At 65.6% G+C, this 13,360-nt stretch carries 9 protein-coding genes and 1 tRNA gene; 1 reads left to right on the plus strand and 9 read right to left on the minus strand.

The genetic code is table 11. The annotated features are described in order from the left end of the window. Positions 1 to 19 precede the first annotated feature (19 nt). The 3 genes from ACZK4Z_RS21250 to ubiA form a co-directional block, all read right to left on the minus strand. The gene (locus ACZK4Z_RS21250) at positions 20 to 181 is read right to left on the minus strand and encodes a hypothetical protein (RefSeq protein WP_167796845.1); all 162 of its coding nucleotides are present in this window, start codon (positions 179 to 181) and stop codon (positions 20 to 22) included. 273 nt (positions 182 to 454) lie between these two features. Continuing rightward, positions 455 to 1,879 (minus strand): short-chain fatty acid transporter, encoded by a 1,425-nt coding sequence (locus ACZK4Z_RS21255; protein ID WP_185749977.1) that lies wholly within the window; start codon positions 1,877 to 1,879, stop codon positions 455 to 457. A gap of 166 nt (positions 1,880 to 2,045) precedes the next feature. Further along, on the minus strand, positions 2,046 to 2,939 hold the full coding sequence (ubiA, locus tag ACZK4Z_RS21260; protein ID WP_111178112.1) for a 4-hydroxybenzoate octaprenyltransferase: 894 nt from the start codon (positions 2,937 to 2,939) through the stop codon (positions 2,046 to 2,048). 149 nt (positions 2,940 to 3,088) lie between these two features. Here ubiA and ACZK4Z_RS21265 point away from each other — a divergent pair. After that, a tRNA-Arg gene (locus ACZK4Z_RS21265) sits at positions 3,089 to 3,165 on the plus strand. Between the two features lie 51 nt (positions 3,166 to 3,216). Here ACZK4Z_RS21265 and ACZK4Z_RS21270 read toward each other — a convergent pair. The 6 genes from ACZK4Z_RS21270 to ACZK4Z_RS21295 form a co-directional block, all read right to left on the minus strand. Continuing rightward, on the minus strand, positions 3,217 to 3,678 hold the full coding sequence (locus tag ACZK4Z_RS21270) for an adhesin (protein ID WP_125895559.1): 462 nt from the start codon (positions 3,676 to 3,678) through the stop codon (positions 3,217 to 3,219). After that, positions 3,675 to 4,094, minus strand: a complete 420-nt coding sequence (locus ACZK4Z_RS21275; protein ID WP_125895560.1) for a hypothetical protein — start codon at positions 4,092 to 4,094, stop codon at positions 3,675 to 3,677. The genes ACZK4Z_RS21270 and ACZK4Z_RS21275 overlap by 4 nt, the downstream gene beginning before the upstream one ends. Before the next feature lie 144 nt (positions 4,095 to 4,238). Further along, positions 4,239 to 5,201: an IS110 family transposase gene (locus ACZK4Z_RS21280; RefSeq protein ID WP_478451066.1), complete on the minus strand. Its 963-nt coding sequence runs from the start codon at positions 5,199 to 5,201 to the stop codon at positions 4,239 to 4,241. A gap of 251 nt (positions 5,202 to 5,452) precedes the next feature. Then, positions 5,453 to 6,808 carry a Gfo/Idh/MocA family protein gene (locus ACZK4Z_RS21285; RefSeq protein WP_125895458.1) on the minus strand — a complete coding sequence of 452 codons (1,356 nt, stop codon included), beginning with the start codon at positions 6,806 to 6,808 and terminating at the stop codon, positions 5,453 to 5,455. A gap of 65 nt (positions 6,809 to 6,873) precedes the next feature. After that, positions 6,874 to 9,849, minus strand: a complete 2,976-nt coding sequence (locus tag ACZK4Z_RS21290; protein WP_180837677.1) for a TonB-dependent receptor domain-containing protein — start codon at positions 9,847 to 9,849, stop codon at positions 6,874 to 6,876. A 133-nt stretch (positions 9,850 to 9,982) separates the two neighbouring features. Continuing rightward, complete coding sequence (locus tag ACZK4Z_RS21295) at positions 9,983 to 13,342, minus strand: TIM-barrel domain-containing protein (RefSeq protein WP_125895460.1); 3,360 nt, start codon at positions 13,340 to 13,342, stop codon at positions 9,983 to 9,985. Between the last annotated feature and the right edge of the window lie 18 nt (positions 13,343 to 13,360).

Consider the following 13,360-nt stretch of genomic DNA (forward strand, 5'->3'; position numbering starts at 1 on the left):
CTCCGCATGCACGGCGCGGTCATTCTTCTTCGTCGTTGCCGCCCTGCTGCTGGTTCTGGTTGCGCTTCTGCTGTTCCTGCTGCTGTTGCTGCTGCTGGTCACGGCCACGACCCTGCTGCTGATCCTGCTGGTTCTGCTGGCCCTGTTGCTTCTGGTTCGGGTTCTGGTTCTGCTGTGCCATGTCCGATCTCCAAAGCCACTCGCGGAATGCGGTGGACGTGGCCATCGTCTGCAGCGAATGGTTAATCACGCGTGGGTGGGCGGCTACATCTGTGTGTACGCCTGTGAATGAACGCGCAGAAGCCCTTGTGGCACAAGCGGCTGAAGGATTCATGCGGGTTCGACATGTGCTCATGCCTTCGTCAACGGTGCACGCATTCATGGCGTTCGCCGCCGGAAACACGCGCTGAACGAGGCTGGCTTCCCGGCTCACGCAGGGAAGCCAACCCTGCATTCAGGGCATCACCGGCGGCACATACGCCAGGGTCATGCCCAGCAGCCACAGCAGGCCCAGCACCAGCGGAATGTGCACCAGCAGCTGGATGAAGGTGAAGCCGACGATGTCGCGTGCCTTCAGGCCCAGCACACCCAGCAGCGGCAGCATCCAGAACGGGTTGATCAGGTTCGGCAGCGCTTCGGCCGCGTTGTAGACCTGCACCGCCCAGCCCAGGTGTGCCTTCAGTTCATTGGCGGCCTGCATCACGTACGGCGCCTCGATGATCCACTTGCCGCCACCGGAGGGCACGAAGAAGCCCAGCACCGCCGAATAGACGCCCATCACCAGCGCGAACGAATCGGTGCTGGCCACGTGCACGAACAGGCTCGACAACCGGTGCGCCAACGTCTGCCCATCGCCGCCGGCAGCATGGGTGAGGATCATCGCGATGCCACCGTACAGCGGGAACTGGATCAACACGCCGGTGGTGCTGGGCACCGCCTTGGCCACCGCGTTGAGGAAGCTGCGCGGCCGCCAGTGCAGCAGCAGGCCCAGCGAAATGAACATGAAGTTATAGGTATTGAGGTTGGCGATGGCGGTGACCACCGGCTTGTTGGCGAACTCGTTGAACAGCCAGCCGAACGCCAGCAGTGAGAGCAGCACGGTCAGCAGCGGGCTGTATTCCAGCCACTCGCCCGGGCGCGTGCGGCGCTGCAGTGGTTCCGGCTCGGCCTGCGCGGCGCCGGGGAAATCCTCAGCGGTACGCGCACTGCCGGCAGCCGGTGCGGTCAGCCAGGCGATCAGCAGCGAAACCAGGATCAGCACCGAGGTCAGCGCGATCGACTGCCACAGGAAGATGGTTTCGGTGAACGGCAGGACGCCGGTGATCTCGACCAGCCCCGGCGGCATGCTGGCCGGGTTGGCCTGCAGCTGTGCGGCAGAGGAACTCAGCCCCATCGCCCACACCGCACCCAGACCGAGATAGGCCGAAGCACCGGCCGCGCGGTAGTCCATGCGCAGTTCGGTACGGCGCGCCAGCGCGCGCACCAGCAGGCCGCCGAACACCAGCGAGAAGCCCCAGCTGAGCAGCGAGGCGAGCATGCTGACCAGCCCCACGTACACCACCGCGCCACGACCGGTGCGCGGTACACGGGCGAGGAAGTCGATGAAACGTGCGACCACCGGCGCGGTGGCCACGGCGTAGCCGCCGATGACCACGAAGGCCATCTGCATGGTGAAGGGAATCAGGCTCCAGAAGCCATCACCGAAGGCGCTGGCGGTGGCCTGTGGGGTCGAGCCGAAGCCCATCGCCGCCAGCGCGACGATGACCACGCCCAGCACCGCAAACACGTACGCATCGGGGAACCATTTTTCCGCCCAGGCGGCCGAGCGCAGCGCAGCGCGCGCCATCCAGCCGTCCTGTACTGCTGCCGTCGAGGCCATCGCCTACCCTCCCAGGTTCGATGGATCGATTCTGGGCGGTGAGGTGCAGGCTGTCAGCCACCTATTGGTCGTAGGTGGCGGAATGGTAGTGCCGGCCGCTGGCCGGCAACCTCGGGATCGCGCACGGGTGCAGCCGGCCAGCGGCCGGCTCTACCTCACCTTGGGCTCAACGCAGCGCCAGGTCCACGGCGATGCCGGCGAACAGCGCGGCGCCCACCCAGTTGTTGTGCAGGAACGCCTTGAAGCACGGGCCGCGCTCGCGGTTTCGGCAGATCCAGAACTCGTACACCACCAGAACGGTGGCCACCGCCACGCCGGCCAGGTAGTACCCACCCAGCCCGCCGCGCACGCCGACCAGCGCCATGGTGGCCAGGAACAGCGCGTACAGCACGCCCTGGATGACCAGGTCGAGATCACCGAACAGGATCGCGGTGGAGTGCGAGCCCATCTTCAGGTCGTCCTCGCGGTCGACCATGGCGTACCAAGTGTCGTAGGCGGTGGACCATAGGATGTTGCCGGCATACAGCAGCCAGCCCAGCATCGGCACCTCGCCCTGCACGGCGGCGAACGCCATCGGGATGCCCCAGCCGAACGACATGCCCAGGTAGACCTGCGGCAGATGGGTGTAGCGCTTCAGGTACGGGTAGCTGGCGGCCAGGAACACGCCGATGAAGCTGAGGCCGATGGTCAGCCCGTTCAGGGTCAGCACCAGGCCGAACGCCACCAGCATCAGCACGGCGAACAGTGCCAGCGCGGCACGGCCGCTGATTGCGCCGGTGGCCAGCGGGCGCGCCTTGGTTCGCTCCACGTGCGGATCCAGCCAGCGGTCGGCATAGTCGTTGATGACGCAACCGGCCGAGCGGGTCAGCCACACGCCGGCGGTGAACACGAACAGGGTCCACAGCGGCGGCAGGCCGCCCGCAGCCAGCCACAACGCCCACCATGTGGGCCACAGCAGCAGCAGCGTGCCGATCGGGCGATCAGCGCGCATCAGACTCCAGTAATGCCGCCAACGCGGCGTCGCCGGCGACTGCGGCGAAATGAGGGGGGTATCAGCCATGACGATAGGATACTCCTGCCCCTCTGGCAGGGCTTTGCCCATGGGGGGAGATTTGTTCGGCGAAACTGGATAGAATGCCGGTCCCGCACCGCTTCATGGCGCTGCGATGCCCGCTCCGGCACTGGTCGGTGGCGCGGCGGTTCTACAACGCGCCCGTAGCTCAGCCGGATAGAGTAGTGGCTTCCGAAGCCATTGGTCGGGGGTTCGAATCCCTCCGGGCGCGCCATCTTCCCCTGCTCGTACCCGTCACTCCGGGCCTCTCGCTTGCGCTTCCACGTCAACGCAGCTCAGGAGCGAACGGCATCGAGCGATGTGCGCAACCTTGAAGATCGCGCACGACGATGGAAAGCTCCTGCCCTTTCTGCACCGCACCGGGCAGGAAGGCGCCCTTGCCGTCGTACAGGAAGGTTTCAATCTCACCTCGTGCAACCATCAGGTCCGCAGCCGGCGGCTTGAGCTCTTCCAGAACAACACTGAAGGGACGCCAGGCAAGACCGTGTTCGTCGCGGATATCGGTCGATACCGCGTGTGCATGCGCCTGCCGATCCACGCTGGCCAGTGGCAGTCGTAGTGCCTGCGATCCCTCCGTACTGATCTGGAACCTGCCAAGGACCACGGCATCCACAGTTTCACTGCCGATGTAGGTGATCGTGGCCTCGGGGCACTGCACGGCATCGGCTGGGTGCGATGCACACGCGGCCAGGCTTGCGGTCAGGAGGGCAATGATCGGCCGGATCATGGGCTGGCACCTGGCACGTCGCTACCCTGCCCAGCGTTTGCAGCAGCGCGCGTAGTGGAAGCACCCGGCCTGCGCGCGTAGCTGTAATCCGGATCGCGGCAGGCGCGCATGATCGGACTTCGTGCGTGCCTGATTACGCCGGGGAACCAGCACAACGCCAGCACCACGGCCCAGATCACAGCCAACCAGAACCATCGGCCCAAGGCACAGGCCCAGATCATGGGCAATGCAGCCAGCAGCACGATGATCTGCGTATGCAGCAGGTAGAGCGTGTGCAGGCCCAAGCGGGGATCCGAGCGCAGCATCACGCCACATCCCCTGCATGCCGTCTTCGCCTGCCGTCTCGATGCGGAAAGCAGCGGGAATCGCTGCCCGGCAGCGCCGCAAAGTGGACAGGTGAAGGTCAGCAGGCGCATCAGGCAAGCTCCTCTCTGTCGATTGACATCAACTGCCGGGCACGAAGCCGAGCCTAGCATGGGCCTGTTAGGGGGCGCCGCAAACAGCAACGCCGGGCATGGCCCGGCGTTGTGTTCGAAACAGTCGAGATCCTATGTTCGTGGTCAAGCCTGCTGGAAGCAGGCTTGACCCACCTTCAGCATGGCCGGATCGAAGTCCCGGCCGCTTTTGAAGACACCCCAGGCGATCCTGGCCAGCTTTCTGGCCAGGATGTTGAAGACGGCGGTGCTGGGGTGACCGCGTTTTGACAGCTCGTCGTAGAGCGGTTGCCCCCGGCGACACCGCTTGAGCCCCATTGCGGCCATGTAGAGCATCTGGCGCAGCACTGGCGCGCCCTGTTTGGACAGCCGACGCCGTCCCGTTCTGCCGCCAGACTCGTTGGGCCGGGGATCCAGGCCCGTGCAGGCGATCCACGCGTTGGCGTTGGCCAACGGCCAGCGCGTCATGTAGTAAATCAGGTGAGCGGCGACGGCGGGGCCGATACCAGGGATGGTCAACAGGCGCTTGTAGAGCGTGCCATGCTCTCCATCGCGACCCAAGCGCTGCAGTTCGCTTTCCAGCTCGGACAGCGTCCCAGCCAGAGCGCAGAACAGATCTGACAGCTCCCCGGGGGCACTTTTGCTTACCCCGAAGGATTGCTCCAGGCGCGCGCGTGTCTTTACCAGCGTCTGCCGCTTGCGCAGCAAATCGTGCATCTGCTGCTGCTCGTCGGTACGCGGTACGTATTCACGCAGGCGATCGCTCTCCTTCTTCACGTACCGGGCGATCGCTTCGGCGTCCATGGCGTCCGTCTTGCCACGCGAGCCCGTCGCCCGGCCGTAGTGCTTGATCAGACGTGGATTGATCACATAGACAACGTGGCCTGCCTGGCCAGCCATCCGAGCCAACAACTCGTAGTACCGCCCCGTCGCCTCCATGCCAATCCGGCATCGCTGGGGCAAGGTGTTGAGCCACTGGGCTATGCCGGCCCGGGTGTTGGCGATCCTGTCGCCGGCCTTGCGGTCGGCCACTGCCGGTACGAACTCCTTGGAGTCCACGTCCACGCCAATATCGAGAGAATCAGACATTTGTACGGCTCCCAGCTATCTTTAAGGGGCTGGGGTGGTACCGCACCGACGTTAGCTTGCCTACATCGACGATCCCCTTTGGGGGCCGTACGATCCTTTATCGACGTTCGTGTGCGGGATGGGGATCGCTCGACTCGTCTGTCGGCTAGTATCCGCAGATGCATGCTTGACGGTCCCTCCACCCTGGCTCCTACATACCGCGTAGGAGCCGGGAGGAACATACAAGCATGGCTCGACTCTACAAGAGCGAATCAATACTTGCCGTCAAACGCAAAAATCGGCTTACGCTGCTTCCACGCACCAGCGGTGAAGTCCGGGAACTCCAACGTCTGGAAGCTGTTGGCGATCGACTGCTCGCTGAGCGGCGTGATCGCACTCCAGGTCACCGCGTCATAGATATCGATCGGCATCGGTGCCTTGGCCTTCAGCGCCTCGACAAACGCGTGGATGACGAACCAGTCCATTCCCCCATGACCGGCGCTGGCAGCGGTCTCGGCATTCTGCTTCCACAGCGGGTGCTCGTACTCGTCCTGGTACTTCTTGAACTCTTCCCACTGGTGCGGCGGGCTGCGGCCTTCGATGTGGATCGAATGGTTCACATCCATCCACAGGCCCTTGGTGCCCTGCACGCGGAAGCCCATGGAGTACGGGCGCGGCAGCGAAGTGTCGTGCTGCAGCAGGATGGTCTCACCGTTCTCGCAGGCCAGCGTGGTGGTCACGATGTCGCCCAGCTTGAACTTCACCTTGGTGCTGGGGTGGGTGGTGCCGCCACTCTTGGCCACGGTGTATTCGTGCAGGCCACGCGCCTTGGTCGCGAAAGCGTTGATGTGGGTGAAGCGATTACCGCGGTTGATGCCGGTGTACATCGCGCACGGGCCGATGCCGTGGCTGGGGTAGAGCTCACCATTGCGCTCCACCGAATGCTCGGTGCGCCAGCGGGCTTCGCTCCAGCCCTTGGGACCGAACTCCACGCCGCTGTCGTAGGGCTGGTTCGGGTCACCGGAATTGAACTTAACGCCGCGCAGGTCGTGCTGGTAGCCGGCCTGCAGGTGCACCAGCTCGCCGAACAGGCCCTGGCGCACCATCTGCAGCGCGGCCATCACGTCACGGCGGTAGCAGACGTTCTCCAGCAGCATGTACGGGGTGCCGGTGCTCAGCTGGGTCTTCAGCACGTCCCAGTGATCCTGCAGGGTGATGCCGGCCACTACTTCACAACCCACTGCCACGCCGGCCTGCATCGCAGCAATCGCCATCGGCGCGTGGTACTCCCACGGCGTGGCAATGATCACGCCATCAATGCCCTTCTGTTCCAGCAGGCGCTTCCAGGCATGGGTGTCGCGGTCCTGGCCGTAGGTCTTCGGTGCCGGCTTGCCGGCCTTGCTGACCATCTCCACGGCGCGGCCAAGCATGATCGGCTCGATATCGCAGACGGCGACCACCTCGACGTCGTCGCGGCGCACCAGTTCCTTCAGCAGCACCAGGCCACGCATGCCGGTACCGATCATGGCCAGGCGCACCTTGCGCCCGCGTGCCCAGGCCGGGGTCTGCGGCAGCAGGCTGCTGGCGGCAACAGCGGCACTGGCCGCGATGAATTCCCTACGCTTCATGGCAAACATCTCTCCTCTTGGCAGCGTGCCGACCGAAGCCGGCACGCCAGGTCACGCAAACGGAATTACTTGAACCGGTAGCCGATGGTCACACTGTAACCACGACCGAAGATCGTTGCGTAGTCACTGGAGTCACCCAGGAAGCTGTTCGGGTCGTAGAACGGCAGGCGGTTGAACAGGTTCTTGACCGTGAAGCTCAGATTCCACGCATCATCCGGGCGCCAGGTGACGCTCATGTTGGCGGTCCACCACGACGGTGCACCGTCGCACTTGCTCTTCTGCAGGGCCAGGTAGCCGCCGGTGCAGGTTTCCTTGTTGTTGCTCTTTTCGTCGACCTGGTCGGTGGCCCACTTGGTGCCGCCCACATAGTTGACGAACATGCTGGTGGTGACCTGCTTGTAGGTCCAGTCGGCGTTGAGCGTGGCACGCAGGCGCGGGTTGTTGTAGTAGCCCACCACGTCGCCGTAGTACCAGCCGCTCGCTTCGTCCATGTAGAAGCGGTTTCGGTTGGCGATGGTGGCAGCCAGGCCGATGTTCAGGTTGCCCCAGTCACCCAGCGAGAAGCGGCTGCGCGCGTCGATGTCGAAGCCGTCGATCAGCGTCTTGCCACGGTTCTTGTACTGGCCCACCACGCTGGCCACGTTGCCGGCGGAATAGCCTGGCAGTGCCGACGGGCAGTTCACGCCGCTGGCCGGGTCGGCACACATCGCCGCCAGCTGCGCCAGGTTGGCCCGGTCGCTGTCGGTGATCGGCGAACGCGACGAGGAGATGATGTCTTCCATGCGGCGGTAGTCCGGCGCGACGATTTCATTGTCGCGGTAGATGAACCAGTAGTCGGCCGACACCGACAGCCAGGTTGCCGGCTCGTAGACGAAGCCGAGGGTGGCGATCTTCGCCTTCTCCGGCTTCAGGTCCTTGTTCGGCTGGGTCATGCGTGCCACGGTGCGACTGCAATCGACGTTCAGCATGGTCTTGCCCAGATCGACATCGCCCGGCCGCTGCGACTTCAGCAGCAGGTTGGCGATGGCGTTGGTCTCGTTGCAGCGCAGCTCGTCACGGTAGCCGCCGAGCTGCGCGAACACGCCGCCGTTGCCGGATTCGGCCAGGCTCGGTGCACGGAAACCGGTCGAGTAGGTACCGCGCAGCATCAGCTGATCGAACGCCTGGTACTTGAAGCCGATCTTCGGCGCGACGTTGGCGCTGAAGTTCGGGTACTTGTCCACGCGTACCGCCGCGTCCAGTTCCAGCTTGTCGGTGATCGGCGCCACGGTCTCGGCGAACAGCGCGTAGGTGTTGCGCTTGCCGTCGAACCAGGAGCCGCCCTGCTGGGTGATCAGGCCATTGGCCGCATCGGCGTTGCCCGGGGTATAGAAGGTCTCACGGCTGGCATTGAAGCCGAACGCGGCGCGCATCTCACCAGCCGGCAGCTGGAACAACGGGCCTTCGATCTTGCCGTCCAGGGTGTGCAGGCGGGTCCACGACTGGATGTCGAAGGTCGGGAACGCTTCACGGATCAAGGCAGCGTTGGCTTCGCTGATCTCGCCGAACTTGTACGCCGGGTGGTCTGAGATGATCACGCGGCCGGTACCCGGATCGATCGTGTACGGACCGAAGGCCTTCTCGAAGCCCTTGGTGTTGACGTTGATCGTCTGGTACGTGGTGGAGTGGGTGCCGGCACTGGCGAACGCGGTTTCCCAGTTCCAGTCGCCCCGGTTGCCACGCGCACCGGCCAGCACGCGGTAGCTCTTGTCGGTATTGCGCTGGCCGAAATAGTTCGGGCCGGCATCCTGCAGCAGGTAATTCAGGCCGACCACACCGCCCATCATCGCCTTCATCTGCGGGCTGGCGTGGTTGTACTCGTTGTTCGGGCCCAGGAACGGGTACAGGAACTGGTTGACGGTGTTGCCGGTATTGCGCGAGAACCAGCTGGTCGGGTTGCCGGTGGTGGTGCCGTAGGTACGCGGCGTGCCGCCGTTGGCGCGCAGGTCGATGTCGGTGTAGGTCGCCTCGGCGAAGATCTCGGTGCTGTCACCGACCAGGAAGGTGCCGTTGAGGTAGGCGGTGTTGCGCTCGGACTTGGCACCAGCGTCGATCTCGTTGTTCATCCAGGTTTCCCAGACGCAACGCGGACCGGCCGCTTCACTGGTCAGCACGTTCCGGCAACCCGGCGCAGCTTCCTGCACGCGGCGGCCGGTGACTGGATCGAAGGCGAAGTAAGTGCCCGGATTGAATTCACCCGGCTTGCTGCCCACGCCCAGGCGCAGGTTGTTGAGGTAGTTCGGATTGTTGACGTAGTACTGGTCGGGCCGCTTGTCGTAGAAGTCGCTGAGCGGGATCGCGTCGCGGCGGTACATGTTCACCGCGCCGTAGATGTTGAAGCGGTTCTCGGTCAGGTCACCGAAGCCGGCGGTGATGCTGGCCTGGCGCTCGCCGTAGGAGTCGATGCGCGACGAGGTGTCGTTGGTGAAGCTGACCTCGGCACCCTGGAAGTTGCGCTTGGTGATCACGTTGATCACGCCGGCCACCGCGTCGGTGCCGTACACCGCCGAGGCGCCGTCGGTCAGCACTTCCATGCGCTCGATGGCTGCAGCCGGGATCGCATCGATGTTGACGAACTGGGTCTGGAATCCTGCCGGCGCACCGTAGTACGACAGGCGACGGCCGTTCAGCAGCACCAGCGTGCCCTGTGCGCCGAGGCCACGCAGGTTGGCCTGCGAGGCACCATCGGAGCCGGTGAACAGCGAACGCGCATCCTGCTGCGCCGGGCGTGCGGCCGGCAGATTGTCCAGCACCTGCAGCAGCGTGCGCGCACCCATGTTCTGGATGTCCTGCTTGCTGATCACCTGCACCGGCGAGGCGGTTTCAACGTCGGTGCGGCGGATGTTGGAGCCGGTGACCTCGATGCGGGCCAGGTCGGTGGCCTTGTCCTTGCTCTCCTGGGCGAAGGCAGGAACGGTGACCGACAACAGCACGCCGGCAATGGCCAGCGTCAGCGGAGCGATCGAACGACAGGGGGGACGGTGGTGGCGTGCGGGCAACATCGGGGTTCTCTCCTGGCAGGGGTGCGGCGCAAAAAGTGAGCGCGTGGGCGTTCGGCGGGCAAAACGCTCCCGGGCCACGGCCATGAGGGCCGTAGTCGGAATGGGCGGGGGGAGGAGCGGTGTTACGTTGGAGTCATGGGGCGACGATGCTGGCGGAGTCGCCCTCCTGGCCGATCAGCACGGCATTGGCCCAGTTGGCACAGACCTGGGCGGGTTGGCTGCCCTGCGCACCCAGCGTGCGCAGGCTCAGGGTGGAAAGGCCACGGATGTCCAGCTCCGGCTTGACCACGCCGGGCGCCTTGACCAGGCCGCTGTCGTACAGCAGGCGGTTGTCACCCCAGACCTGGAACTGCAGGCCACCGGCAGTGCGGCAGGCGTCGTCGATGCCGAGGTCGGCGCGCAGCAGGTGCCAGCCTCCCTGCAGACGCAGGTCGATGCGGCTGTTGGCGCCGACGCCCAGGCCACGACGGAACTGCAGGCCGTTCATGCGCATGCCGGCGTCGCCACGGAACGACTGGTCGGTGCGCACCTGGCTGGCCAGCGCGGCCGGCACCGGCAGCTCGGAGAGATAGCGCTGCCGGGCCGGTCGCTCCGGTTCCTGGTGTTCAAGAATGTGGAAGGTGGACAAGGCGATCGGGCCGACATCGCGCGGCTGCAATGCATCGAAGGCGCGGGCGCTGCCCTGTGCGGCGGTCACCATCGGGTCGGTGCTGCTGGCGCCGTCGCCTTCGGGGTTCTGCACGCTCAGCACGCGGAAACGCAGCAGGCGACCCGCGTGGGCCGGGAAGTCGATGCGCTGCACGCCTTCCTTCAGCTGCAGGCGGCCGCGGGCGATCGGCTCGCCCCACTCGCCATTGCTGTCGCCGAGGTAGACCTCGTAGTCGCGTACCTGGCCGTGCTTCCAGTTCTTGTCGTTGCGCGGCGCGATGTCGATGCCGTCGATCATCCTGCGCTCGCCGAAGCCGATCACCCACTCGTGCGCACCGGTGCGCACGGCCTGGTTGCGCACGCTGCGGAACCAGGTGCCCGGATCATCATCGAAGGCATTCTCCAGCGCATGGCCGGGTTCTTCGGCCGGGCGGTTGACCACCAGCAGGCTGTCGGCCGGCAGTTCGCGGCCCAGCACCAGCGCGGCCGGATAGGCATCGTCGGCGGCCGCGGCAGCCACCGCGAAGTCCAGCTGCAACTGCAGCGGCTGGCGGATGTCCTGGGCGGCGGTGCGCACATGCACGGTGCCACGACGCTCCTTGGCATCGAAGTACCAGCCTTCACTGGCGTTGTTGAACGCAGCGGCATCGGCCAGCGCCGGCAGCGCGCGACCACCGGCCTGCACCGCGCGCGGCGCCTGGCGGCTGAGCACGCGCAGGCCATAACGACGCTGCGCCAGCTGGCCGTTGTACTGGCCCTGCACGGCATCAATCTGCACCTGCACCGGGCCGCTGCCCTGCGCCGGCGCCTGCACGCGGATCTGCTGCGTGCTCGATTCGCCCTGCTGGTAGCGGCGGGTGTTGCCGTCGTCTTCGTACAGCGTGTACTGCGACTCGCCCTGCGGGTACAGGTCGAACGTCACTTCATCGAGAGGCTTCTCGCCATCGAACAGCATCGACGGGTACATCGGCAGGATCGCACCGGCACGCACGAACACCGGCAGCGTGGCCAGGTCCACCTGGCGGTCGAGCTGGCGGCCATCGGCGGCGGCCTGCACGCGGCGGCCATCCCAGTAGTCGATCCAGCCGCCGGCAGGCAGGTGGATGTCGCGGCGCCAGCCACGGCTTGCGGCCTGGCTGCGATACACCGGCGCCACCAGCAGGTCGCGGCCGAGCAGGAACTGGTACTTGTAGGTTTCATCCTGCGCATGCGGATCGCGCGGGTTGTCCCACATCAGGCCACGCACCGGCGGTGCGCCAGTCTGCGCAGCCTCGTGCACCAGCCCGTACATGTACGGGGTCAGGCGCATCTTCAACTTCAGGTAGTCGCGGTTGATGCTGCGGTAGGGCTCGTCGTACCACCACGGGTGCTTGCGCGCGTTCGACGACCAGCCGCTCATGCCCATCAGCACCGGGGTGAAGGCCTTCCACTGCAGGTCGCGGGTGAAGGTCTCGGCGCTGCCGCCGAAGATCGCATCGACGTCGCCGCTGGCGTAGGCCATGCCGGACAGGCCCGAACCGACCAGCGTCGGTACGTGCCAGCGGATGTAGTCCCAGCTGCTGCTCTGGTCGCCGGTCCATGCCACCGCATAGCGCTGGATGCCGGCCCAGCCCATCACCGTCCACAGGAACGGGCGCGAATCGGAATTGTCGAGGATGCCATTGAATGCCTGGCGGTTGGCGTCCATTGCGAACTGGTAGCCCTTGCCGGTCCAGGCCACGTCCAGCTTCTGCACGCGGCTGCCGGCCTTGCCCACTTCCCAGGCGATCTTGTCGACGCCGTTCTCCGTCCACAGACCGGTGCGGAAACCGTACTTGGCCAAGCCCTTCACCGTTTCCGGCAACTGCTTGTAACCGCAGCCGTAACCATCATTGGGCAGGATCCAGCCACCGGGCATGTCGTGGGCGCGGTACTGCTTGGCCACGCTGTCGATCACATCCGGGGTGGTGCCGGTCGGGCCGTCGCTCCAGCCTTCGGGCACGGTGCCGGGCTTCTTGCTGTTGTCGCCGTCGTTGTAGCAATCGGCATCGCCGTAGGACAGCGCCCAGCGCGCCACCATGTTGGGGCGGCCGGTCAGCTGGGTGTAGCGCTCGATCAGTTTCGGCAGGTCGGCGCCGACGAAGTAGTACGCATCGAAGCGGTCTTCGCGGTGCAGCAGCGTGGCCTGGTCGGCCTCGCGCAGATCGTAGCTGCCATCACTCCAGGTATTGCGCAGCATGCCCCAGCCACGGCTGCTCAGCAGCATCGGCGCCGGGCTGGGGCGGTCGCCCTCTTCCCAGCCGCCGGAGTAGGACACGTCCAGCTCGCGGCCCTTGAACTGGTAACGGCCGTTCTGCTGGCCGCCACCGTAATAGCCTTCATCGGCCTGCGAGGACAACACCTGCACGCTCTGCGTGGCATCCAGGTCCAGCGGCTGCAGCTCCTGCCAAAGGGCGGTGGGTTGGCCGTTGTCCAAGCGCTCCAGACGCAGGCGCAGCGGCTGCCGTTGTACATGCAGCACCAGTGCATCGGTGCGCACGCGGATTTCCTGCACGTCTTCTTCCAGCTGCGCCCGCACGTTCGCCTTGGGCTGCGGCAGTACGATCGGTGCGGCCTTGTCACCTGCACCGGTGAGCTTGCCGTTGCGGCCGGCCTGCACGCGGATGATGTCGGTGGCCGGCAGCTCGATGCGGATGCGCGCGCCCTTGTCGGTCTGCAGGTCCCAGCCCTGCACGCCGTCGCGGCTGTCGCTGGCGCTGACCGAACGCAGGTTGCCGACGGGCTCGGCCCGGGCCGGCATGGACGCCAGCATCAATGCCGGCAACAGGGCCAGCATCAGCGGCGAGCGACGAACGCAGATTTCCACGCGGACTCCCAACCCGTT

Source organism: Stenotrophomonas sp. 71799_Sma (assembly GCF_056482505.1).